The organism is Streptomyces sp. NPDC086835, assembly GCF_044745705.1.
Lineage (GTDB): Bacteria > Actinomycetota > Actinomycetes > Streptomycetales > Streptomycetaceae > Streptomyces.
The window spans coordinates 1-23613 of record NZ_JBIVAU010000012.1; the positions used below are offsets into that span (position 1 = coordinate 1).

At 72.0% G+C, this 23613-nt stretch carries 22 protein-coding genes; 11 read left to right on the forward strand and 11 right to left on the reverse strand.

Annotated features, from left to right (window positions below; translation table 11 throughout):
• Window positions 1–511: 511 nt before the first annotated feature.
• On the forward strand, window positions 512–1510 hold the full coding sequence (gene trpS, locus ACIPJI_RS31090; RefSeq protein ID WP_356620674.1) for a tryptophan--tRNA ligase: 999 nt from the start codon (window positions 512–514) through the stop codon (window positions 1508–1510).
• A 33-nt stretch (window positions 1511–1543) separates the two neighbouring features.
• Here the strand turns inward: trpS and proC are convergent, their stop codons facing one another.
• The 5 genes from proC to ACIPJI_RS31115 form a co-directional block, all read right to left on the reverse strand.
• On the reverse strand, window positions 1544–2353 hold the full coding sequence (gene proC / locus ACIPJI_RS31095) for a pyrroline-5-carboxylate reductase (RefSeq protein ID WP_307707666.1): 810 nt from the start codon (window positions 2351–2353) through the stop codon (window positions 1544–1546).
• A 109-nt stretch (window positions 2354–2462) separates the two neighbouring features.
• Window positions 2463–3248 (reverse strand): ABC transporter permease, encoded by a 786-nt coding sequence (locus tag ACIPJI_RS31100; RefSeq protein WP_307707665.1) that lies wholly within the window; start codon window positions 3246–3248, stop codon window positions 2463–2465.
• On the reverse strand, window positions 3245–4012 hold the full coding sequence (locus tag ACIPJI_RS31105; RefSeq protein ID WP_307707664.1) for an ABC transporter ATP-binding protein: 768 nt from the start codon (window positions 4010–4012) through the stop codon (window positions 3245–3247). Before ACIPJI_RS31105 ends, ACIPJI_RS31100 begins: the two co-directional genes overlap by 4 nt.
• 97 nt (window positions 4013–4109) lie before the next feature.
• Window positions 4110–4625 carry a hypothetical protein gene (locus tag ACIPJI_RS31110; protein WP_402250128.1) on the reverse strand — a complete coding sequence of 172 codons (516 nt, stop codon included), beginning with the start codon at window positions 4623–4625 and terminating at the stop codon, window positions 4110–4112.
• 33 nt (window positions 4626–4658) lie between these two features.
• Window positions 4659–4997, reverse strand: coding sequence for a peptidase (locus ACIPJI_RS31115; RefSeq protein ID WP_402250130.1), 339 nt, complete (start codon window positions 4995–4997; stop codon window positions 4659–4661).
• 140 nt (window positions 4998–5137) lie between these two features.
• Between ACIPJI_RS31115 and ACIPJI_RS31120 the strand changes: the two genes are divergently transcribed.
• Window positions 5138–7315, forward strand: a complete 2178-nt coding sequence (locus ACIPJI_RS31120; RefSeq protein ID WP_402250364.1) for a PQQ-binding-like beta-propeller repeat protein — start codon at window positions 5138–5140, stop codon at window positions 7313–7315.
• A gap of 33 nt (window positions 7316–7348) precedes the next feature.
• Here the strand turns inward: ACIPJI_RS31120 and ilvD are convergent, their stop codons facing one another.
• The 4 genes from ilvD to ACIPJI_RS31140 form a co-directional block, all read right to left on the reverse strand.
• Window positions 7349–9199, reverse strand: a complete 1851-nt coding sequence (ilvD, locus tag ACIPJI_RS31125) for a dihydroxy-acid dehydratase (RefSeq protein WP_356620676.1) — start codon at window positions 9197–9199, stop codon at window positions 7349–7351.
• Between the two features lie 93 nt (window positions 9200–9292).
• The gene (locus ACIPJI_RS31130; RefSeq protein ID WP_402250132.1) at window positions 9293–9925 is read right to left on the reverse strand and encodes a TetR family transcriptional regulator; all 633 of its coding nucleotides are present in this window, start codon (window positions 9923–9925) and stop codon (window positions 9293–9295) included.
• The gene (locus tag ACIPJI_RS31135; protein ID WP_356620678.1) at window positions 9922–10740 is read right to left on the reverse strand and encodes a sugar phosphate isomerase/epimerase; all 819 of its coding nucleotides are present in this window, start codon (window positions 10738–10740) and stop codon (window positions 9922–9924) included. Before ACIPJI_RS31135 ends, ACIPJI_RS31130 begins: the two co-directional genes overlap by 4 nt.
• A gap of 23 nt (window positions 10741–10763) precedes the next feature.
• The gene (locus ACIPJI_RS31140; RefSeq protein ID WP_356620679.1) at window positions 10764–11696 is read right to left on the reverse strand and encodes a Ppx/GppA phosphatase family protein; all 933 of its coding nucleotides are present in this window, start codon (window positions 11694–11696) and stop codon (window positions 10764–10766) included.
• A gap of 40 nt (window positions 11697–11736) precedes the next feature.
• Between ACIPJI_RS31140 and ACIPJI_RS31145 the strand changes: the two genes are divergently transcribed.
• Window positions 11737–12543, forward strand: a complete 807-nt coding sequence (locus ACIPJI_RS31145) for a hypothetical protein (RefSeq protein ID WP_307707657.1) — start codon at window positions 11737–11739, stop codon at window positions 12541–12543.
• 106 nt (window positions 12544–12649) lie between these two features.
• Here ACIPJI_RS31145 and ACIPJI_RS31150 read toward each other — a convergent pair whose 3' ends face one another.
• Window positions 12650–14329, reverse strand: coding sequence for a hypothetical protein (locus ACIPJI_RS31150; protein ID WP_402250135.1), 1680 nt, complete (start codon window positions 14327–14329; stop codon window positions 12650–12652).
• A gap of 172 nt (window positions 14330–14501) precedes the next feature.
• On the opposite strand from ACIPJI_RS31150, the gene radA reads away from it, so the two are divergent.
• Both radA and disA read left to right on the forward strand, forming a co-directional pair.
• Window positions 14502–15944 (forward strand): DNA repair protein RadA, encoded by a 1443-nt coding sequence (gene radA, locus ACIPJI_RS31155; RefSeq protein ID WP_307707655.1) that lies wholly within the window; start codon window positions 14502–14504, stop codon window positions 15942–15944.
• 44 nt (window positions 15945–15988) lie between these two features.
• Window positions 15989–17113 (forward strand): DNA integrity scanning diadenylate cyclase DisA, encoded by a 1125-nt coding sequence (disA, locus tag ACIPJI_RS31160; RefSeq protein ID WP_005314096.1) that lies wholly within the window; start codon window positions 15989–15991, stop codon window positions 17111–17113.
• An 84-nt stretch (window positions 17114–17197) separates the two neighbouring features.
• Here disA and ACIPJI_RS31165 read toward each other — a convergent pair whose 3' ends face one another.
• Window positions 17198–18049 carry a hypothetical protein gene (locus ACIPJI_RS31165; protein ID WP_402250138.1) on the reverse strand — a complete coding sequence of 284 codons (852 nt, stop codon included), beginning with the start codon at window positions 18047–18049 and terminating at the stop codon, window positions 17198–17200.
• A 175-nt stretch (window positions 18050–18224) separates the two neighbouring features.
• Between ACIPJI_RS31165 and ACIPJI_RS31170 the strand changes: the two genes are divergently transcribed.
• From ACIPJI_RS31170 to cseC, 6 genes are all read left to right on the forward strand, one after another.
• A complete protein-coding gene (locus tag ACIPJI_RS31170) occupies window positions 18225–18878 on the forward strand; it encodes a phosphatase PAP2 family protein (RefSeq protein WP_307707653.1) in 654 nt (217 codons plus the stop codon).
• A 219-nt stretch (window positions 18879–19097) separates the two neighbouring features.
• Complete coding sequence (locus ACIPJI_RS31175; protein WP_356620682.1) at window positions 19098–20012, forward strand: A/G-specific adenine glycosylase; 915 nt, start codon at window positions 19098–19100, stop codon at window positions 20010–20012.
• Between the two features lie 203 nt (window positions 20013–20215).
• Window positions 20216–20788 (forward strand): SigE family RNA polymerase sigma factor, encoded by a 573-nt coding sequence (locus ACIPJI_RS31180; RefSeq protein WP_307707651.1) that lies wholly within the window; start codon window positions 20216–20218, stop codon window positions 20786–20788.
• Entirely contained in the window at window positions 20776–21441 is a 666-nt protein-coding gene (locus ACIPJI_RS31185) for a hypothetical protein (protein ID WP_373465317.1), read from the forward strand. Before ACIPJI_RS31180 ends, ACIPJI_RS31185 begins: the two co-directional genes overlap by 13 nt.
• A gap of 20 nt (window positions 21442–21461) precedes the next feature.
• Window positions 21462–22166, forward strand: coding sequence for a two-component system response regulator CseB (gene cseB / locus ACIPJI_RS31190; protein ID WP_307707650.1), 705 nt, complete (start codon window positions 21462–21464; stop codon window positions 22164–22166).
• 51 nt (window positions 22167–22217) lie between these two features.
• Window positions 22218–23594 carry a two-component system sensor histidine kinase CseC gene (gene cseC / locus ACIPJI_RS31195; RefSeq protein ID WP_356620683.1) on the forward strand — a complete coding sequence of 459 codons (1377 nt, stop codon included), beginning with the start codon at window positions 22218–22220 and terminating at the stop codon, window positions 23592–23594.
• Window positions 23595–23613: the final 19 nt, after the last annotated feature.

Genomic DNA, 23613 nt, shown 5'->3' on the forward strand with positions numbered 1-23613 from the left:
TTCGGCCTTCCGGCGGTTCCGACTCTATCAGACTCTTTCGGGCCTGATTCCCGGTCAGCGGGAGTTGTCTTCGCGGCTGTTGGGCCGTTCCGACGAGTGAGACTTTAGCGGAATCCCCCGCCCCGAAGCGAATCGGGGCCGGCGTCCTTTCGAACGCGGATTCTTCATTTCGCAAAGGCGCACGAAAGACAGACGACACAGAATGCCGTTCATCGAAGTGGGTCTTACGGAATGGCTGTCCGGGGCCGACCGGGGTCGGTGCTCACGTCGGACAACTCGGAGAACACTACGGATGCGGGTACCCGATGTCAACCCACCCCCAGAGGGCCCCGGGCGGCGTACTGTTGGGCCCATGACATCGCGCATGTGCCTCCACCAGTGGTGGGCCGCCTGACGGCGGCCGGCACCTTCGCATGCACCCACGGCCGCCGCCTCGGCGGCCGTTCGCGTATCTCCCTCCGGGAGCCCGGCCGCTGAGCGCGGCGGCTTCGATCAGGAGACGGAGAACGGGATGAAGCGGATCTTCAGCGGGATCAAGCCGACAGGGCATCTGACCCTGGGGAACTACCTGGGCGCGCTGCGCAGGTGGGTCGAGGTGGACCAGCACCAGGCGGACGCGCTGTTCAGCGTGGTCGACCTGCACGCCCTCACGGTCGAGCACGACCCGGCGCGGGTGCGCAGACTCAGCCGTCAGGCAGCGACCCTGATGCTGGCCGCCGGTCTGAACCCTGATCTGTGCACCGTCTTCGTGCAGAGCCATGTGGACGAGCACGCCCGGCTGTCGTACATCCTCGAGTGCACGGCCACCGACGGCGAGCTGCGGCGCATGATCCAGTACAAGGAGAAGAGCGTCCGGGCGCGCGCGGCCGGACAGAGCGTGCGGCTGTCGCTGCTCACCTATCCGGCGCTCATGGCGGCGGACATCCTGGCCTACCAGGCCGACGAGGTGCCCGTGGGTGAGGACCAGACGCAGCACGTGGAACTCACCCGCGACCTGGCGGTGCGGTTCAACCAGCGCTACGGGCACACCTTCAACGTCCCCCGGGCCACGCCCCCGCCGGTCGCGGCCCGGGTCATGGACCTTCAGGACCCCACGTCGAAGATGGGGAAGTCGCACGAGTCCGGCGCGGGCATCGTCTATCTGCTGGACGAGGCCGATGTGGTGCGCAAGAAGATCATGCGGGCGGTCACGGACAGCGGGCGGGACGTCGAGTACGACCCCGAGACCCGGCCCGGCGTCGCGAACCTGCTCGAGATCCTCGCGGCCTGCTCGGGCGGGCGCCCCAAGGAACTGGCCGGTGCGTACGAGTCGTACGGGGCCTTGAAGAAGGACACGGCCGAGGCGGTGCTCGAGGTGCTGAGGCCGATCAGGGAGCGGCACGCCGAACTGGCGGCCGACCCGGGACACGTCGACGACGTGCTCAGGAAGGGAGCGGAGCGGGCCAGGGGCATGGCCCGTCCGACGGTGGACGCCGCCTACCGGGCGATCGGACTGCTGCCGGCCGCATGACGGAACGCGGCAGGAGAACCGCGGCGGGGCCGGTCAGCCGTTGCCGGAGGCCAGTTCGCGGCTGCGGTCGCGGGCGGCCTCGAGTGCGGCGATCAGGGCCGCCCGTACGCCGTGGTTCTCCAGTTCGCGGATGGCGCTGATGGTGGTGCCGGCCGGCGATGTGACCGCTTCACGCAGTTTCACCGGGTGCTCGCCGCTGTCCCTGAGCATCACGGCCGCGCCGATGGCGGCCTGGACGATCAGGTCGTGCGCCTGGGCGCGCGGAATGCCGAGCAGGATTCCCGCGTCCGTCATGGCCTCGACGAGGAAGTAGAAGTACGCCGGACCCGAGCCGGAGAGGGCGGTCGCCGCGTCCTGCTGCGACTCGGGGACGCGCAGCGTCTTGCCCACACCGCCGAAGATCTCCTCGGCGTGGGCGACGTGTTCGGCCGTGGCATGGCTGCCGGCGGAGATCACGGACATGCCCTCGTCCACGAGAACCGGGGTGTTGGGCATGACCCGGACCACGGGCGTGCCCGCGGCCAGGCGCTCCTCGATGAAGGAGGTGGTGATACCGGCCGCCGCGCTGATGACGAGACGGTCCGCGGTGATGTGCGGGCCGAGTTCGTCGAGAAGCTTGCCCATGTCCTGCGGCTTGACGGCGAGAATCAGGGTGTCGGCGCGCTTGGCGGCTTCCGCGTTGGTGACGGGCTCGACGCCGTAGCGGGTGCGCAGCTCGTCGGCGCGGTCGGTACGGCGGGTGGTGACCAGCAGGTCCGCGGGGCGCCAGCCCGCACGGATCATGCCGCTGAGCAGTGCTTCACCGATCTTGCCCGTACCGAGGACTGCGACTGTCTGGGTCATGGCTGAAGTTCACCTCGCCGGTGGGGATACGTGCGCACATCCTGTCACCGGGGACGGGGTCGTGCCGTGGTCGTCCGAGTGTCGGTACGGGCGCCCCGCGGTGTCGGGGTCAGGCGGTGCGGCGGCGCAGGGTGGCGGCGCCGAGGGCGAGGACGACCAGTGCGCAGGCCGCGACGACCAGGACGTCCCGCACGAAGTCGCCGGTGACGTCGCGATGACGCAGGACCTCGCTCATGGCGTCGACGGCGTAGGACATGGGGAGCACGTCGGAGATCGCTTCGAGGACGGGCTGCATCGTGTCGCGGGGAGCGAACAGGCCGCACAGCAGCAGCTGGGGGAAGATCACGGCCGGCATGAACTGGACCGCCTGGAACTCGGAGGCGGCGAAGGCGGAGACGAACAGTCCGAGCGCCGTGCCCAGCAACGCGTCGAGCAGCGCGACGAGGAGCAGCAGCCAGGGCGAGCCGACGATGTCGAGGCCGAGGACCCACAGGGCGAGGCCGGTGGCCAGCAGGGACTGGATCACTGCGACGAGGCCGAAGGCGAGTGCGTAGCCGGCGATCAGGTCGGCCTTGCCGAGCGGCATGGCGAGGAGTCGTTCCAGGGTGCCGGAGGTGCGTTCGCGCAGGGTGGCGATGGAGGTCACCAGGAACATGGTGATCAGCGGGAAGATGCCCAGCAACGAGGCGCCGATGGAGTCGAACGTGCCGGGGCTGCCGTCGAACACGAACCGGAGCAGGAAGAGCATCACGCACGGCACGAGCAGCATCAGGGCGATGGAGCGCGGGTCGTGGCGGAGCTGCCGCAGGACCCGTGCGGCGGTCGCGAGGGTGCGGGACACGGAAGGTGCGTAAGCCGGCCGCGGAACGGTGGCGGGGATCGGGTGGGAGCTCATCGGCGGCTCTCCTGAAGGGCGTCGGCCTCGTCCACGAGGTGGAGGAAGGCCTGTTCGACGGTTTCCGAGCGGGTGCGGACGCGCAGGTCGTCCGGGGCGTCCTCGGCGAGGATCTCGCCTTCGCGCATGAGGAGGAGGCGGTGACAGCGTTCGGCCTCGTCCATGACGTGGGAGGAGACGAGGATCGTCGCTCCGCGTTCGCCGGCGAGGCGGTGGAAGAGGTCCCACAGGTCGCGGCGGAGGACGGGGTCGAGGCCGACGGTGGGTTCGTCGAGGACGAGCACCTCGGGGGTGCCCAGCAGGGCGACGGCGAGCGAGACGCGGCTGCGCTGGCCGCCGGAGAGCCGGCCGGCGAGCGAGTCGGCATGCGAGGCGAGGTCGACGTCCTCGATGGCTCGCGTGACGTACTCGCGGCGGGCGTCGCGGTTGCGGCGGCCCGGCAGGAGGACGGCGGCGAAGTAGTCGAGGTTCTGCCGGACGGTGAGGTCGTCGTAGACGGACGGGGCCTGGGTGACGTAGCCGATGCGGGAGCGGAGCTCGGCGGCGCCGGCGGGGCGGCCGAGGATCTCGAGGGTGCCGCCGACCTTGGCCTGGGTGCCGACGACCGCGCGCATCAGCGTCGACTTCCCGCAGCCGGAAGGCCCCAGGAGGCCGGTGATACGGCCGGACAGGACCGAGAAGTCGAGGCCGCGCAGGACGGTGCGGTCTCCTCGTAGCACGGTGAGGCCGCGGGCGAGGACGGCGACGCCAGAGGAATTCATCATGCGATGAATAATGCTCCCGCCGACAGGGGGCCGTCAAGCACGAACGCCCGGCCTCACCCCTGAGGGGCGTGACCGGGCGTTCGATTTCGTGTCGCCGTCAGCGGCGCTTGGTGCGGCCCTTCGTCCCACGGGCGGCCGGGTTGCCGGAGCGGGTGCCGCGACGCTTCTCGTACTGCCTGAGCGCCGACTCGTACTCGGCGCGGCGCAGCTTCTCGCCCGGCGCCTCACCGAGGCAGCGCAGGGCGTACGCGATGAGCGAGCCGATGAAGCCGATCATCTTGAGGCTGCGCAGCGCGTCCTCCGACGGGGAGCCGTCGGGCCGGCGGGAGAAGCCCTCCCAGGTCTTACGGAACGCGATGGCGCTGCACACGGCGAACATCACGACGACGATGACGTTCACGAAGCTGCCGACCTCTGCGATGGCCAGTCCCTGATATGCCAAGCGCAGGAGCAGGGCGGCCGCGAAGGCGGTGATCAGCGAGCCGGCGGCGACACCGGCCCGACGCAGCCCGTACCCCCCGTCGTGGCCGACCCAGGTCGTGCCGAAGAAACGGATGGGCTCGGGCTCCGGGCCGCCGCCGCTCGCCGTGGTGTTCTCGCTCTGCTCGCTCACGGGGTCGATTATCCCCGGTACGCCGGCGGAGGGTCAGGCGCAGCGCCGGGCGACGTAGCCGTCGCTGCCGGTCTGCACGTACGCGTCCGCCACGAACTCGCCGTTGGCGATGTTGTCCCAGAGGTTGCTCGTGCCGTAGGTGCCGGTGACGGTCTCGCCGGCCTTCTGGCAGTTGATCGGGACGGTGGCACCGTACGGCAGGATCCTGACCAGCCGGTAGTTCGTCCCCGGCCCGCTGCGCACATTGAGACGCACGCCGGGGGCGACCGGGTAGCGCTTCACCGTCATGGTGCCGACCGAATCGGCCTCGATCGCGTCCGCCTCGGCAGCCGCGTTCCCGGCCGCTGTGTTCTGAGCCTCTTCAAGAGCCATCGGACTTCCCCCCGTTGACATGATTGACATGGACGATTGGCGTTTCGCCGCGCGCAGGCTAGCAAGCCATGGCTGGATCGCACGCATCATCGACTAGGCTCCGTGCGTCGCGCGTGCGCACCATCAGACGGGGGTGGGAGATGCCACCGCTGCGCAGCACCGGGCCGTTCCCGGAAGCGGAGCATCCGGAATATGCAGGGCAGTACCGCCTCGAGGCGGTGCTGGGCAACGGGGGGATGGGCGTCGTCCATCTGGCCACCTCCGCCTCGGGTCTGCGGCTCGCGGTCAAGGTCATTCATGCCGAGCACGCCCTCGACCCGGAGTTCAGGGCGCGTTTCCGGCAGGAGGTCGCCGCCGCCCGACGGGTCAGCGGGGCTTTCACCGCGCCGGTCGTCGACGCCGACCCGGACGCCGATCGGCCCTGGATGGCCACCCTCTTCATCGAGGGCCCGACACTCGCCGACCGGGTGAAGCGGAACGGCCCGCTGAACTCGGCCGAGCTCGTCAGGGCGGGCGCCGGGCTCGCGGAGGCGCTGCGCGACATCCACCGGGCCGGCGTGGTGCACCGCGACCTCAAACCCAGCAACGTGCTGCTGGCCGCGGACGGACCGAAAGTCATCGACTTCGGGATCTCGCGTCCCACGGACAGCGATCTTCGCACCGAGACCGGAAAGCTGATCGGCACACCGCCGTTCATGGCGCCCGAGCAGTTCCAGCGGCCGCGCGAGGTCGGGCCGGCCGCGGATGTGTTCGCGCTGGGCGCGGTGCTGGTCCACGCGGCGACGGGTCGCGGGCCGTTCGACTCCGACAGCCCGTACATCGTGGCCTACCAGGTCGTGCACAACGAGCCGGACCTGGCGGGCGTGCCGGAGCAGCTCGTACCGCTCGTGGCGCGCTGTCTGGCGAAGGACCCGCAGGCGCGGCCGACGCCGTACGAACTGATGGTGGCGCTTCGGGCGTCCTCGCCGTCCTCCGCGTACGACACCCAGGCCTACATACCGGCGCAGCGCGATCCCGCTCCCTGTGAGAACCCTGGTTCTGTGGCCCCGCCGGCATCGAAGCAGGCGGCGGACGCGCCCGCCACCGCTTCTCCCGCGCGCCGGGCCCGAAGGCGCTGGGCCGTCGCCGCGGCCGCGTTCGCCGTGCTGGCCGCCGCCGGCACCGCCGCCGTCGTCGCCCTGGACGACGGCTCACCCGCAGGCGACCGCACCACGCCCTCCGCCGCACAGCGCTTCCGCCCGTGGAACGTCCCGCTGCGGGACGGCGCCGTCTCCGGTGTCCCGGTGTGCACGACCGGCGACGGCGACGCCCTCTACTGCGCCGCCCCGGGCGTCGGGGCCACCCGGCTGGACCCGGCCGACGGCACGACCCTCTGGACGGCGAAGGAGCGGGCGGCCGGTGCCGCCGCCGCTCAGAGCGACGAGGGCCTGGTGCCCCACCCCGCCGGCGGGCTGCTGCATGTGGTGACGCCGGACGGTGACCGCTACCAGGCGCTCGACCCCGAGACGGGCGAGGTGCGCCGGGAGCTGGACGCGTCCGGTCATCCGACCCTGCGAGCCGTCGGCGACACCGTCCTGCTGGTGTCGGACGCCGGGACGGTGCGGGCGATCGACGCGACGACCGGCGAGGAGCGCTGGCAGAAGCGGCACGGCGGGCCCGGTACCCAGTGGCTGTCCGACCCGGGCGGCGACGGTCCGGCGCTCGCCGCCACCCCGTCGGCCGACGGGACCTCCACCCTTGTCAGCGCCGTCGGTCCGATGAGCGGCGAGCTGCTGTGGACCGAACGCCTGCCGGGTTCGCTGACGCCGGTGCAGCTCTCCGGCGGCGTCCTCTTCCTCCTCTCGGCCGGCACCGACGGCTTCACCGGCGCGGTCGTCACGATCGACACCGCGACCGACAGCCGGCCCGTGCGCAGCATCCCTCTGACCGTCCCGGTCGACCAGGCGCAGGCGACGGTCGCGGGGAGGACCGTCTACATCTCCGGTTCCGGCGGCTCGCTCTTCGCGGTGGACACGGCCCGGCCGGGTCCCGGTGCCGACGGCCCCGAGCTGTGGCGCCTGGAGACCGGGGTCGCCCACCTTTCGCGCCCGGTCACCGACGGACGGGCGGTCTACCTGTCCGCCGCCGACGGGCGGCTGCTCGCCGTCGACGCGCGGATCGGAAGGATCACCGGCCAGACGGGCCTGCGGATGTCCGACGACGGTTCGACCTTCTCCGCGCTGCTGCCCGCACCCGTCGCCGCGAAGGGAAAGGTGTACGCCAGCGCCCCGGACGGCTCGGTCTTCGCCGTGGACGCGAAGGACCCGGCGCGCTGGTGAGCGCACCGGGTCCACAAGCAGTCGGGCGGCGGGTCAGCCCAGCTTGGACACGTCCCTGACGGCGCCCCTGTCGGCGCTCGTCGCCATCGCGGCGTAGGCGCGCAGTGCGGCGGACACCTTGCGTTCCCGCGACCTGGGGGCGTAGACGCCGCCCAGGGCCTCACGCCGTGAGGCCAGCGTGGCGTCGTCGACGAGGAGTTCGATGGTGCGGCCCGGGATGTCGATGCGGATGCGGTCGCCGTCCTCGACGAGCGCGATCGTGCCGCCCGAGGCCGCCTCCGGGGAGGCGTGGCCGATCGACAGGCCCGAGGTGCCGCCGGAGAAGCGGCCGTCGGTGATCAGGGCGCAGGTCTTGCCGAGGCCGCGGCCCTTGAGGAAGGACGTCGGGTAGAGCATCTCCTGCATGCCGGGGCCGCCCTTGGGACCCTCGTAGCGGATGACCACCACGTCACCGTGGGTGATCTCCTTCTTGAGGATCTTGTCGACGGCCTCGTCCTGGGACTCGCAGACCACGGCCGGGCCCTCGAAGGTCCAGATCGACTCGTCCACACCGGCGGTCTTCACGACACAGCCGTCGACGGCGAGGTTGCCGCGCAGCACCGCGAGTCCGCCGTCCTTGGAGTACGCGTGCTCGGCGGAGCGGATGCAGCCGTTCTCAGCGTCGTCGTCCAGCGCCTCCCAGCGCTCGGACTGGGAGAAGGCCGTGGCGGAGCGGACGCAGCCGGGCGCCGCGTGCCACAGCTCGACGGCCTCGGCGGACGGCGAACCGCCGCGCACGTCCCAGCTCTTGAGCCAGTCCGCGAGTGAGGGGCTGTGCACGGAGTGCACGTCCTCGTTCAGCAGGCCGGCGCGGTGCAGCTCGCCCAGCAGGGCGGGGATGCCGCCGGCCCGGTGGACGTCCTCCATGTAGTACGTGCGGTCCTTGGCGACGTTCGGCGCGACCTTGGCCAGGCAGGGCACCCGGCGCGAGACGGCGTCGATCTCGTCGAGGCCGAACTCGACGCCCGCCTCCTGGGCGGCGGCCAGCAGGTGAAGGATCGTGTTCGTCGAGCCGCCCATGGCGATGTCGAGGGCCATGGCGTTCTCGAAGGCCGCGAAGGTGGCGACGTTGCGCGGCAGGACGGACTCGTCGCCCTGCTCGTAGTACCGCTTGGTGATGTCGACGACCGTCGCGGCGGCGTTCTCGTACAGCGCCTTGCGGGCGGTGTGGGTGGCGAGGACGGAACCGTTGCCCGGCAGCGACAGGCCGATGGCCTCGGTCAGGCAGTTCATCGAGTTGGCGGTGAACATGCCCGAACAGGAGCCGCAGGTCGGGCAGGCGTTCTCCTCGATACGGAGGATGTCCTCGTCCGAGATCTTGTCGTTGACCGCGTCCGAGATCGCGTCGACCAGGTCGAGCGTGCGGACCGTGCCGTCGACGAGCGTCGCCCGGCCGGACTCCATCGGGCCGCCGGAGACGAAGACGGTCGGGATGTTCAGCCGCAGGGCGGCGTTGAGCATGCCCGGGGTGATCTTGTCGCAGTTGGAGATGCAGATCAGGGCGTCCGCGCAGTGCGCCTCGACCATGTACTCGACCGAGTCGGCGATCAGGTCACGGGAGGGCAGCGAGTAGAGCATGCCGCCGTGGCCCATGGCGATGCCGTCGTCGACGGCGATCGTGTTGAACTCGCGGGGCACGGCACCTGCGGCCTTGATCGCCTCGGACACGATCCGGCCCACCGGGGCCAGATGTGTGTGCCCGGGGACGAACTCGGTGAAGGAGTTGGCGACGGCGACGATCGGCTTGCCGATGTCCTCGCTCGCTACGCCCGACGCCCGCATAAGGGCGCGGGCGCCCGCCATGTTGCGGCCGTGGGTGACAGTGCGGGACCTCAGCTCGGGCATCGTCGCTCGCTCCTCGTGACGGGTGTACCTGCCTCGAGCGTACGCCGCCGCTCCAAGATCTGGACAGCTTGTCCGGAATGCGGGACGCCCGGCTCAGTCCTCGGTCGGTCGGCCGTCGACGTCCTCGGTCAGATAGCGCTGCAGCGACGGCGCCACCATCCGAACGATCTCCTCCGGGTCCACGGACGCCAGCGGCTCCACCTGCACCACGTACCGCAGGATGGCGATGCCCACCATGTGGGAGGCGGCGAGTTCGGCCCGGAAGTGCGGATCCGGTACGTCCAGCTCCGCCGCCACCCGCTCCAGCAGGCGCCGCAGCACGAAGCCCCGCAGCACCTTGGCCGCCGCCTCGTGGGTCAGCGCGGAACGGACGATCGCGAGCAGGGGCGCGCGGGTCGCCGGGTTCTCCCAGATGCCGATGAAGTAGCGCGCCAGGCGCTCGCCGATACCGGCCTGACCCTGGCCGAGGATCTGCGGAAGCACCATCGCCGGTTCGAAGGAGACCTCGATCGCGGCGGCGAAGACGTCGTCCTTGGTGCCGAAGTAGTGGTGGACGAGTGCCGCGTCGACCCCGGCCGCCCTGGCGATCCCGCGCATCGTCGTCTTGTCGTAACCGCGCTCGGCGAACTCGGCCCGGGCCGCCTGAAGGATGCGTTCCCGCGCGCCGGGCCCCTCGTCGGCCGCCTTACGGGCGGGACGGCCGCGCCGCCTGCGTTCCTCCGTCACGAGATGCGGGTGGCCGACGCCAGGTGCAGCCGGGTGAAGGCCAGCGCCTCCGCGAGATCGGCCTCGCGTTCGGCGGCGGACATGGCGCGACGGGTGTTGACCTCGATGACGACATGGCCGTCGAAGCCCGTGCGCGCGAGCCGCTCCAGCAGTTCCGCGCAGGGCTGGTCGCCGCGGCCGGGCACCAGGTGCTCGTCCTTCGCGGACCCCTTGCCGTCGGCCAGGTGCACATGGCCGAGCCGGTCGCCCATGCGGTCGACCATCGCCATGGTGTCGGTGCGGGAGGTCGCAGTGTGCGACAGGTCGATCGTGAAGTGGCGGTAGTCGTCCTTGGTGACGTCCCAGTCGGGGGCGTAGGCGAGCATCTCGCGGTCCCGGTAGCGCCACGGGTACATGTTCTCCACCGCGAACCGCACGTCCGTCTCGTCCGCCATCCGCCAGATCCCGCGGACGAAGTCGCGTGAGTACTGGCGCTGCCAGCGGAACGGCGGGTGCACCACGACCGTCGACGCGCCGAGCTTCTCCGCCGCCGCCTTCGCCCGCTGGAGCTTCACCCACGGATCCGTGGACCAGACCCGCTGGGTGATCAGCAGACACGGCGCATGGACCGCGTGGACCGGCATCCGGTGATAGTCGGAGAGCCGGCGGAGCGCCTCGATGTCCTGGCTCACGGGATCGGTCCACACCATGACCTCGACCCCGTCGTAGCCGAGGCGTGCGGCGACCTCGAAGGCTGTCGCCGTCGACTCCGGATAGACGGAAGCCGTCGACAGGACAACCTTCGCATCCGGGATACGCACGACTGGTTCTGCCACGGGGAACAGGGTACGGGGCCGAACTAGTCGGCAGGGAGGTGATCCAGGCGGCGGAGGATCACACCCTCGCGCAGCGCCCAGGGGCAGATCTCGAGTTCGTCCGCCCCGAAGAGGTCCATCGCACCCTCCGCCACCAGGGCTCCCGCGAGGATCTGGCGGGCCCGCCCCTCCGACACACCGGGCAGGCAGGCGCGCTGCTCGACGGTCATGGCCGCCAGCTTGGGGACCCACTCCTCCAGTGATTTACGACTCAGTTCCCTCTGCACGTACAGCCCCTCGGCGGAGCGGGCCGCGCCGGTTATCCGGGCGAGCTGCTTGAAGGTCTTGGAGGTCGCGACTATGTGGTCCGGCCTGCCGAAGCGGCTGAACTCCCCGACGACCCGGGCGATCTGGGCCCGCACATGGCGGCGCAGGGCCTTGACGTCGTGCGTGTCCGGCGGGTCGCCGGGCAGCATGCCCGCGGTGAGCCGGCCCGCGCCGAGCGGCAGGGACACGGCCGCGTCGGGCTCCTCGTCTATGCCGTACGCGATCTCGAGGGAGCCGCCACCGATGTCGAGGACGAGCAGCTTCCCGGCGGACCAGCCGAACCAACGGCGGGCGGCGAGGAAGGTGAGCCGCGCCTCCTCCTCGCCGCTCAGCACCGTCAGGACGACACCCGTCTCTTCCTTCACCCGGGCCAGCACGGCGTCCGCGTTGGTGGCCTCGCGCACCGCGGAGGTGGCGAAGGCCAGCACCTCTTCGCAGCCCTTGTCCTCCGCGGCCTCGAGGGCATCGGTGATCGTGTGGATGAGCCGGTCGACGCCTTCGTCACCGATCGCCCCGTCCTCGTCGAGCAGCTCGGCGAGGCGCAGTTCCGCCTTGTGCGAGTGGGCGGGCAGCGGCCGTGCGCCGGGGTGGGCATCCACTGCCAGCAGATGCACCGTGTTCGAACCGACGTCGAGGACTCCGAGTCTCATGGACGGAACGCTACTGCGGCCGCCCGCATACGCTGGACCCGTGCCAAAGACGAAAAAGGCGAAGCCGGGCAAAGCCAGCCCTCCGGAGAAGATCGAGACCGACGAGAAGGGCCTGGACTTCGCCCGCGCCTGGGTGGAGTTCCCCGACCCGGCCGACGACGAACAGGTCTTCCGCTGCGACCTGACCTGGCTGACCTCGCGCTGGAGCTGCATCTTCGGCAGCGGCTGCCAGGGCATCCAGGCGGGGCGCGCGGACGACGGCTGCTGCACGCTGGGGGCGCACTTCTCCGACGAGGACGACGAGAAGCGCGTCGCGGAGCACGTGGCCCGTCTCACGCCGGACCTCTGGCAGTTCCACGACGTCGGCACGAGCACGGGATGGGTGCAGAAGGACGACGACGGCGAGCGCCAGACGCGGCGCTGGGAGGGTTCGTGCATCTTCCAGAACCGCCCGGGCTTCGCGGGCGGCGCGGGGTGCTCGCTGCACATCCTGGCGCTGCGCGAGGGCCGCGAGCCGCTGGAGACCAAGCCGGACGTGTGCTGGCAGCTGCCGGTGCGGCGCACGTACGAATGGATCGACCGACCCGACGACTCAAGGGTCCTTCAGGTGTCCATCGGTGAGTACGACCGCCGCGGCTGGGGCCCCGGCGGTCACGATCTGCACTGGTGGTGCACGTCGGCGACGTCCGCGCACGGCGCCGGCGAGCCGGTGTACGTGACGTACCGCCCGGAGCTGACGGAGCTGATGGGCAAGGCGGCGTACGACGTCCTGGCCGGCCTGTGCGAGGCCCGCCTGGCGTCCTCGCTCCCCCTGGTCGCCCCGCACCCGGCCGATCCGGCCGTCTGAGAAACGCCGCGGCATCGGCGCACGCCGGTTGCGGAAGGCGGCCGCCCGCCCGTAGGGGCACAGGGGCGGGCGGCCGCGTTCCGGTCGGGGCTGCGCCCGTTGGCCGTCAGTTCGCCGGCGGAGGTGTCGCCGGCTCCGTGGGCGGACCCGTCGGCGGGTCCGACGGGGTCGGGTCCGGAGCGGGCGACGACGGCGGGTCGGAGGGCGGCGGACTCGACGGCGGCGTCGGGTCCGGCGACGAGGGGGGTGGGCTCGACGGCGGGGTCGGGTCCGGGGCCGGCGACGACGGTGGCCTCGTCGCGTCACCGTGCCCGCGGATGAAGACGACCGCCCCGGACGGATCGACCCCCACCCGTGCCCGCCACGGCCCGGCCGGCTCCCGCGAACGGTCGACGATCACATACAGGGTGATCGTTTCGCCGGGGTCCAGCGTGCCGGACGACCGGCTCAGGTAGAGCCAGGACGCACCCGTCCACGCCGACCAGTGGACCGGCGATCCGCCGGACGCCGTGAGCGTGATGCGCGTGCGGTCACCGGCCGGCTCCGCCTCGACGGTGATCCGGCCGGGCCCCACCCGGCCCGGGGCGGACGGCGGCGTGATCCTTTCCGCGCTGACGACCTCGACGGAGACGTCGGGCGAGCGGCGGTTCGCCGTGAACCTCGGGTCCGGCGTGGTGCTCGCGTTGCCCGCGTTCTCGTAGTGGTCGTACGGGTCGGCGGCCGAGCCGCCGGCGCCCGCCCGCTCGTCCGCGCTGGCCACGGGACCGCGGGCCTCCCCCGTCAGCGGCGCCCCTCGGTACGCCGCCCACAGGGCGAGCACCGGAGCGGCCACGACGGTGGCCACGACCGTCGTCGTCACCGCCCGCGCGCGCAGCCGGTCCCGCCGGGCCGCGTGGTCCTTCGGGTCCAGCGGGAAGCCTCGGGGGCCGAACCGGGGCCCTCCCGCCCGCGCCCTCGGCACGTGCAGCATCGCCATGTAGGCGGCCGCCCTCGGTGCCTCGACCAGCGGCAGCCTGGCAGGGGTGACGGCGGAGCCCGGCCAGGGCCCTCCCGCCCCGGCGCGCTCGGCGGCGCGCCGGCAGCGCGGACAGTCGTCGACGTGCCGGACGAGTTCCTGGCGCAGCGCCGCGGAGAGCAGCACGCGGTTGTCGCCGGTGAGCCGGCCGACCGCGGGGCAGTTGCCCTTCTCGACGACGGCGAGCGCGGCGCGGGTCCGCTCGACCTCGCAGGCGGCGGCCGCGAGGAGGTCGCGCGTGGCCGCGGGCTCCGTCCCGAGGACGGAGGCGACCTGGCCGGCGTCGAGCCCGTGCCGGACGGCGAGTTCGAGCGCCTCGCGCTGCTCGGGGGTGGTGCCGGCGGCCTCCGGCCATGCCAGCAGGGCGAGTTCGGCGCGATGACGCTCCGCGGTCCCGGGGCTCGCCCCGGCCGCGCGCTCCTCCGCGGCGGGGGGCGCCGGCCGCCCGGTGTGCGCGCCCTGGCGCCTGCGCCGCTGCTCGGTCAGCCGGCGCAGGCAGGCCCACCGTGCGAGCGCGTACAACCAGGCCTTTCGCTCGGCCGTGTCGCCGGGGCAGCGCCCCTGCTGGCGTTCGGCGATGGCGAGTACGTCACCGAGGACCGCCGTGGCCGCGTCGTGATCGCAGAGCACGGACAGGCAGTAGGTGAACAGGCCGTCCAGGTACGGCTCGTAACGTGCGGGCGGCCGCCCGGGGGACGTACGGGGGGCGCGTCGGTGCGCCCGGTGTGCGCCGGTGGTGTGGGTAGGGGATTCCAGCCTGCTGCTCGTCACTCGGTGACCGTAGGGGCAGGACGGCGACCCCAACGCACCCCTTGAGCACTTTTAACCCCTACGGGTGAACAGTTCGCTCGAAGGGGGACAGCGATAGTGAAATCGGGGCCGAATGCCATCCCCCTTTCGGTCGAGTCGCTGCGCTGTCGGTGGTCCCGGTTACGGTTTGCGCATGGCTGCCCGTACGAAATCCGCGAAGGACCGGCCGTCCTACCGCTGCACCGACTGCGGCTGGACGACCGTCAAGTGGCTCGGCCGCTGCCCCGAATGCCAGGCGTGGGGCACGGTCGAGGAGTACGGCGCACCCGCCGTCCGCACCACCGCCGCCGGCCGTGTGTCCACCGCCGCCCTGCCCATCGGCCAGGTCGACGGCCGGCAGGCGACCGCCCGCTCCACCGGCGTCGACGAGCTCGACCGGGTGCTCGGCGGAGGCCTGGTCCCTGGCGCCGTCGTGCTCCTCGCGGGCGAGCCCGGCGTCGGCAAGTCGACGCTGCTGCTCGACGTCGCGGCGAAGGCGGCGAGCGACGAGCACCGCACTCTCTACGTGACCGGAGAGGAGTCCGCGAGCCAGGTGCGGCTGCGCGCCGACCGGATCAAGGCGCTGCACGACCACCTCTACCTCGCCGCGGAGACCGACCTGTCGGCCGTGCTCGGCCACCTGGACGCGGTCAAGCCCTCCCTGCTGGTCCTGGACTCGGTGCAGACCGTGGCGTCCCCCGAGATCGACGGGGCCCCCGGCGGCATGGCTCAGGTCAGGGAGGTCGCGGGCGCGCTCATCCGCGCCTCCAAGGAGCGCGGCATGTCGACGCTGCTCGTCGGCCACGTCACCAAGGACGGCGCCATCGCCGGTCCCCGGCTGCTCGAGCACCTGGTGGACGTGGTGCTCTCCTTCGAAGGCGACCGGCACGCCCGGCTGCGTCTGGTCAGAGGCGTGAAGAACCGGTACGGAGCGACCGACGAGGTCGGCTGCTTCGAACTGCACGACGAGGGCATCACCGGTCTCGCCGACCCGTCCGGACTGTTCCTGACCCGCCGCGCCGAGCCGGTCCCCGGCACCTGCCTGACGGTGACCCTGGAGGGCCGCCGCCCCCTGGTCGCCGAGGTGCAGGCCCTCACCGTCGACTCCCAGATCCCCTCCCCCCGGCGCACCACGTCCGGTCTGGAGACCTCCCGCGTGTCGATGATGCTGGCCGTGCTCGAGCAGCGCGGCCGCATCACCGCCCTCGGCAAGCGCGACATCTACAGCGCCACGGTCGGCGGGGTGAAGCTCTCGGAGCCGGCCGCGGACCTGGCGATCGCGCTCGCCCTGGCCTCGGCGGCGAGCGACGTGCCCTTGCCGAAGAACCTGGTCGCGATCGGCGAGGTCGGCCTCGCCGGCGAGGTGAGGAGGGTCACGGGCGTCCAGCGCAGACTGGCGGAGGCCCACCGTCTGGGCTTCACGCACGCCCTGGTCCCCTCCGATCCGGGAAAGATCCCGGCCGGTATGAAGGTCACCGAAGTCGCCGACATGGGTGACGCCCTGAGGGTGCTGCCGAAAGGCCGTCAGGGGTCCTCCGGCGGCGGCTCGCGCAGAGAGCGGGCGGAGGCCCCACGGGAGGCGGAAGCTCGCCGGTAGACTTTGCCCTGGTCTCGCCCACCCGTACGAGCCGGAGGAGTGCAGTGGCAGCCAAGGACGGGGCATCAGCACCCGGAAAGTCCGGCGGAGGCTCCGGCAACGAAGCGCTGATCCGCGCCGCCCTGAGCGCCGTCGCACCGGGCACCGCCCTGCGCGACGGACTGGAGCGCATCCTCCGGGGCAACACCGGAGGCCTGATCGTTCTCGGCATGGACAAGACCGTCGAGTCGATGTGCACCGGCGGTTTCGTGCTGGACGTGGAATTCACCGCCACCAGGTTGCGCGAGCTGTGCAAGCTGGACGGCGCGCTCATCCTCGACAAGGACATCTCCAAGATCCACCGGGCCGGTGTGCAGCTGGTCCCCGACGCCTCGATCCCCACGGAGGAGACGGGCACCCGGCACCGCACCGCGGACCGGGTCTCACGTCAGTGCGGCTTCCCGGTCGTGTCCGTGTCGCAGTCGATGCGCCTGATCGCGCTGTACGTGGACGGGGAGCGCCGGGTCCTCGAGGAGTCGGCGGCCATCCTGTCCCGCGCCAACCAGGCACTGGCCACCCTCGAGCGCTACAAGCTCCGCCTCGACGAGGTCGCGGGCACACTCTCGGCCCTCGAGATCGAGGACCTGGTCACCGTCCGCGACGTCACCGCCGTCGCGCAGCGTCTGGAGATGGTGCGCCGGATCGCGACGGAGATCGCGGAGTACGTGGTCGAGCTGGGCACCGACGGCCGTCTGCTGGCCCTGCAGCTCGACGAGTTGATCGCGGGTGTCGAGCCGGAGCGTGAACTGGTCGTGCGTGACTACGTACCGGAGCCGACCGCGAAGCGCTCGCGCACCGTGGAGGAGGCACTCGCGGAGCTGGACGCGCTCAGCCACGGCGAGCTGCTCGAACTGCCCACCGTGGCCAGGGCACTCGGTTACAGCGGTTCGCCGGAGACCCTCGACTCGGCGGTCTCGCCGCGCGGTTACCGGCTGCTGGCGAAGGTGCCGCGGCTGCCGGGCGCGATCATCGAGCGGCTCGTCGAGCACTTCGGCGGGCTCCAGAAGCTGCTCGCGGCGAGCGTGGACGATCTCCAGGCGGTGGACGGCGTCGGCGAGGCGCGGGCCCGCAGCGTGCGGGAGGGCCTGTCGCGGCTCGCGGAGTCCTCGATCCTCGAGCGGTACGTCTAGGTCCTTCCGCCCGGATCAGGCCGGGACGGCGGTGCGCCCCCGGGCGCCGTCGTGCCCGGCTTTACCCCGGGGGAAGCCCTGGACTCAGACCTTGTCGAGACGGAACGAGGCCGGCAGCACCGTCGCGCCAGGGAACGTCGCCTCCACCAGGTAGGTGCCCGGGCCCACGGCGCCCGCCGGCGGGGTCGCGCACTGCGGCGCGCTCCGCTTGCGGTCCCACTCCACGGTGTGCGTGATCGTGGAGTTCGCCGGGACCTGGAGCAGCCGGCTCCCGGCCGGGCGCGGGCAGTCCTTGGTGGACCACACGGACTCGTCCTCGGCGTCGGTGACGGTGAACACGGCCGACTTCGGGCCGAAGTCGGCCTTGCACGTCGTCGCGGAGGAGTTGGAGACGACGAGCCGGAACGACGGGTTCTCCCCCGGCTCGTAGGCGACCTTCGCACTGCGCAGCGTCAACTTCAGTGATCCCGGGGCGCAGTCGGGGAGCGTCGAGCCCGCCGGTACGGGGCGGCCGGCCGAGCCCCCGCCGGCCGTACCGCCGGCGCCGCCACCGTCCGTGCCGCCGTCGGCCGAGCCGCCGGTCGTGCCGTTCGTCGCTCCGCCTGAAGCACCGCCCGAGGAGTCACCGGTGCCGCTGGAACCGCTCGAACTACCGGAACCGTTCCCGCCGTTGTCCGCGCCGGCGTCCGATTCGTCACGTCCGCCCGGCTGTTCGCTGATCGCGGGTCCCGACTGGCCGGGCCCCGGCGTGATCGAGGGAGCGGGAGACGTGCCCCCGGCGCCCTTGTCGTCGCTGCTGCCGCCGCCCTCTCCCACCGAAGAGACCACCCAGACGATCAGTACGGCGATGAGCGCAACCAGCGACGCCGCGACTGCCCTCCGTCGCCAGTAGATGGAGGAGGGGAGCGGCCCGATCGGATTGCGCAGAGATCCCACGGCTCAAACTCTACGAGAGATCCGGCCCAACTCCCGCCGTACCCGCCGCCATACTTCCGAACTCTCCCGATCATCATCACGGGCCCTGCCCCGCAAGGACGTTACTTTCGTCGGGGGTGGCCCTGACCGATGGCCCCGGGTGACCGCCTCCGCCGGGAAGGTACGGTCCCTGACCATGGACAGCAGCATCACCCGCGATCTCTACCGGGACATCATCGACTTCGCCCACACGACTCCTTCCTGGGTGCAGCACCTCGCCGAACTCTGGACGGAGGCGGGGCTGTTGCTCTTCGGGGTGCTGTTCGTCGTGGCCTGGTGGCGGTCGCGGGCCGGCGACAACCGGGCCGTCGCCCTCGCGGTACTCGCACCGCTCGCGACGGCCGCCGGCTACGTCGTCAGCGAGTCCCTCAAGTCGGTCGTGGACGAGGAGCGCCCGTGCCGCACGGTCGCGGACGCGGCGGCGGCACTGGTGCCCTGCCCCCCGACCGGCGACTGGTCGTTCCCCAGCAACCACGCCGCGATCGCGGGCGCGGCGGCCGTCGCCCTGGCCCTGGCGTGGCCGCGCATCGCGCTGTTCACGGTGCCGATGGCTCTGCTGATGGCGTTCTCCCGGGTCTTCGTCGGTGTGCACTACCCGCATGACGTGCTGGTGGGACTCGTCGTCGGCGCGCTCGTCGCGACGGTGTTCACGCTGGTGCTGGTCCGTGCGGCGGCGGCGCTGCTGGGCACCATGCGGATGAGCCGTACACCGCTCGTGGTCTGGTTCGCCGGCCCCGGACAGGCACCGGCGCCGGCGCCCACGCCGCAGGCGTACGAACCCCGCGCCTGACACTTTCGGGGGCTCCTTCGCCTCTGGGGAGCGGCCCTGCTCCCCAGGGGCGAAGGAGCGCGGCCGACGGCTCCATGCCCGCCCGGGCAGCACGCGGCGGCACACCTGGGACCCGCCGTCCGCCGCATCCCCGCGGCCGTCGGCGGACACGCCCCGTGGGCTTGCCGGAGCCCGTCTATGCGGCGTGCACACCGGCGGACGTGCCAGGATCGGTGTGCCATGACTGTCACTCACGAAACCCAGACGCCCGAAGCCGTCGACCCCGCCTCGCTCCACACCCCCGTCATCGCCTGGTTCGACCAGCACGCCCGTGACCTGCCCTGGCGTCGCCCCGATGCAGGCGCATGGGGCGTGATGGTGAGCGAGTTCATGTTGCAGCAGACCCCGGTGAACCGGGTCCTGCCCGTGTACGAGCAGTGGCTGGCCCGCTGGCCGCGCCCCGCCGACCTGGCCAAGGAGGCCCCCGGTGAAGCCGTCCGAGCCTGGGGCCGGCTCGGCTACCCCAGGCGTGCCCTGCGCCTGCACGGTGCCGCGCAGGCGATAACGGAGCGGCACGGCGGCGAGGTCCCGACCGACCACGCGCAGCTGCTCGCGTTGCCGGGGATCGGCGAGTACACGGCGGCGGCCGTGGCCTCCTTCGCGTACGGGCAGCGGCACGCCGTCCTGGACACCAACGTCCGGCGGGTGTTCGCCCGCGCCGCGACCGGCATTCAGTACCCGCCGAACGCGACGACGGCGGCCGAGCGCAAGCTGGCCCGCATGCTGCTCCCGGAGGATGAGCGGACCGCGGCCCGCTGGGCGGCGGCCTCGATGGAGCTGGGCGCGCTGGTGTGCACCGCCAAGAACGAGGACTGCGCGCGCTGCCCGATTGCGCGGCAGTGTGCCTGGCGGCTGGCCGGCAAGCCGGCGCACGTGGGGCCCGCTCGACGCGGCCAGACGTACGCCGGCACGGACCGGCAGGTCCGCGGCAAGCTGCTCGCGGTGCTGCGCGAGGCCGTGGCACCGGTGCCCCAGTCGGCGCTGGACGCGGTCTGGCACGAGCCGATGCAGCGGGGCCGTGCCCTGGACGGGCTGGTCGCCGACGGACTGGTCGAGCCGCTGGAGAACGGTCATTACCGCCTCCCGCTGACCTGACGCGGGCGCAGGGCCAAGATCTTTACCCCACCCACCCCACCTCTGAAACATTCGCTGTTACACAACCGATGGATGGCCGTGCGCCCTCCGACGGCTCCTCCGCACAGTGCCGTGACAACGCCTCCGTAGCTTCTTGTGACGCAGGAGAAACACAAGAACGGCAAAGCACGCAGAGCTTGGTCACGGGGACGGAGGCGGTTGGAATGGCGCACGGCGAGGTGCTCGCATTCGAGGAGTACGTACGCACCAGGCAGGAGGCGCTGCTGCGCAGCGCCCGCCGCCTCGTCCCCGACCCGGTCGACGCACAGGACCTCCTCCAGACCGCGCTCGTGCGCACCTACGGCCGGTGGGACGGAATCGCGGACAAGTCGCTCGCCGACGCGTACCTTCGCCGCGTGATGATCAATACGCGCACCGAGTGGTGGCGGGCCCGCAAGCTCGAGGAGGTCCCCACCGAGCAGCTGCCCGACGCCAGCGTCGAGGACGGCAGCGAGCAGCGCGCGGACCGCGCCCTGCTGATGGACGTGCTCAAGGTGCTCGCGCCGAAGCAGCGCAGCGTCGTGGTGCTGCGGCACTGGGAGCAGATGAGCACCGAGGAGACCGCCGCCGCGCTCGGAATGTCGGCCGGTACGGTGAAGAGCACGCTGCACCGGGCGCTCGCCCGGCTCCGCCAGGAGCTCGAGGCACGGGAGCTGGACGCCCGCACCCTGGAGCGGTACGAGGCGCGGCGTGCCGATCGGCATGACGGACGGGAGCGGGAGCGGTGCGCGGCCTGAGACGCAAGGGCAGCAGCAGGGCCATGGCGGCGAGCGGAACGGCGACGGCCGGGCTCGTCGCCGCGGCGCTGTTCGCGGCCGGCTGTTCCACCGGGGGCACGGGTGTGGAGGACGAGGGCGCGGCACCTTCCGAGGCCGCGAGCAGGGCCGCCCCGGTGCCGTCCGCCGGTGACGCGGGACATTTCACGGAGTCGGTGGACGCCGTCAAGCTGCTGATGGCAGACCCGAAGGTCAGTCCCCGGGTCAAGGCGGATCTGCGGCCGTGCGCGAAGGACTCGTACCCCGTCGACACCTCGTACGCGGTACTCACCGGAAACGACACGCCCGACGTCATCGTCAACGTGCTGACCTGCGGTGACGCGGTCGGCATGGGCACGTATGTGTACCGGGAGTCCGGAAAGACCTACGAGAACGTGTTCTCCGTCGAGGAGCCCGCGGTCTACGCGGCGGTCGACCGGGGCGATCTGGTGGTGACCAAGCAGGTGTACGCCAAGGACGATCCGGTGGCGGAGCCGTCCGGCGAGGAAGTGAGCACCTACCGCTGGTCGGCGGGCAAGTTCACCCGGGAGTTCTGGGTGCGCAACGAATTCAGCAGGGCGGTCGGCGAGGGCGAGGTGGTCGCCTCCGAGGCACCCGCGCCGAGCCGCAACTGAGAGAACTGAGAGAGCGCCGGATGGCCGAGACCCATGTCCTGTTCGTCGAGGACGACGATGTCATCCGCGAGGCCACGCAGCTCGCCCTGGAGCGCGACGGCTTCGCGGTCACCGCTGTGCCCGACGGGCTGCTGGGCCTCGAGGCGTTCCGGGCGGACCGGCCCGACATCGCGCTGCTGGACGTGATGGTGCCCGGCCTCGACGGGGTGAGCCTGTGCCGGCGCATCCGCGACGAGTCGACCGTTCCCGTGATCATGCTCTCGGCGCGCGCCGACTCGATCGACGTGGTGCTCGGCCTGGAGGCCGGTGCGGACGACTACGTCACCAAGCCCTTCGACGGCGCTGTGCTCGTCGCCCGCATCCGTGCCGTGCTGCGCCGCTTCGGCCATGCGAGCGGCCCGGCGGGCGACCGCGGCCCCGCGGGACGGCAGGAGCAGGGCGGCGCGCTGACCTTCGGTGACCTCGAGGTCGACACCGAGGGCATGGAGGTGCGCAGGGCCGGCGAGCCGGTGTCGCTGACGCCGACCGAGATGCGGCTGCTGCTGGAGTTCTCGTCCGCCCCCGGCACGGTGCTCTCGCGCGACAAGCTGCTGGACCGGGTCTGGGACTACGGCTGGGGCGGCGACACCCGGGTCGTGGACGTCCATGTCCAGCGTCTGCGCACCAAGATCGGCCAGGACCGGATCGAGACGGTCCGCGGCTTCGGCTACAAGCTCAAGGCATGAGGCCCGCCGTATGAGAGCCGAAGCACCTTTCGCCGAGGAGAGTCCCACCGCATGAGGCGTCTCGTCCTGCGCACCGGCGTCCGCTGGAAGATCAGCATCGCGATCGCCGCGGTCGGCGCGCTGATCGCCATGGCGCTCAGCCTGGTCGTGCACAACGCCGCCCGGGTCTCCATGCTCGACAACGCCCGCGACGTCCAGATGGACCGGGTCCTGCTGGCGCAGCGCTGGTACGAGTCGTCCAAGAACAAGGACCCGCGCTTCAACAGCAAGATCAACGACCCCGCGCTGCCGGACGCGCTCCAGCGGCTGATGCGGGAGAAGCGGCGCGGCTCGTACATCGACGAGGGCCACGACGGGACGCCCGAGATCTGGGCCGCCGTGCCCCTGGCGGGCGGTGACGTGCTCTCCCTGCACACCGAGTTCGCCGGGCGCAGCGCCGAGATCATGCAGGACCTGGACCGGGCACTGATCATCGGTTCCGTCTCGGTCGTGCTGGGCGGTTCCGCGCTGGGCGTCCTGATCGGCGGGCAGCTCTCGCGCCGGCTGCGCAAGGCGGCCGCCGCGGCCGGCCATGTCGCCCAGGGCAACCACGAGGTCCGGGTGCGGGACGCGATCGGCGGCGTCGTGCGCGACGAGACCGACGATCTGGCGCGGGCCGTCGACGCGCTCACCGACGCCCTCAACGAACGGATCGAGGCGGAGCGCCGGGTGACCGCGGACATCGCGCACGAGCTGCGCACACCGGTCACGGGGCTGCTCACGGCGGCCGAGCTGCTGCCGCCCGGGCGCCCGACCGAGCTCGTACGTGACCGGGCGCAGGCCATGCGGACGCTGGTGGAGGACGTGCTGGAGGTGGCCAGGCTCGACAGCGCCTCCGAGCGGGCCGAGCTCCAGGAGATCCAGCTGGGCGAGTTCGTCGGGCGCAGGGTCGCCGTGTTCCATCCCGAGGCGGAGGTCCGGGTGGTGCACAACTCCTGGGTGAGCACCGACCCCCGTCGCCTCGAGCGCATCCTGGGCAATCTGCTCACCAACGCGGCCAAGTACGGCAAGGGCCCGATCGAGGTCACCGTCGAGGGCCGGGTGGTGCGGGTGCGGGACCACGGTCCCGGTTTCCCGGAGTCGGTGCTGCGGGAGGGACCGAGCCGGTTCCGCACGGGCGCCAGCGACCGTGCGGGTACGGGGCACGGTCTGGGCCTCACGATCGCGGCCGGTCAGGCCCGGGTGCTCGGGGCGAGGCTGACGTTCCGCAACGCCGCGCCGGAGGGCGCGACGCCGCTGGGGGCCTCCGGTGGGGCGATCGCGGTGCTCTGGCTGCCCGAGCACGCGCCGACGAACACCGGGAGCTTCCCTGTGCTGACACCGGAAGCGGACCGGGAGCCGGAGCGGCCGAAGAGGCTGAAGCGGCCCCGGCTGAAGCGCCGCGGCTGAGCCCCTGCCGGACGCCGGG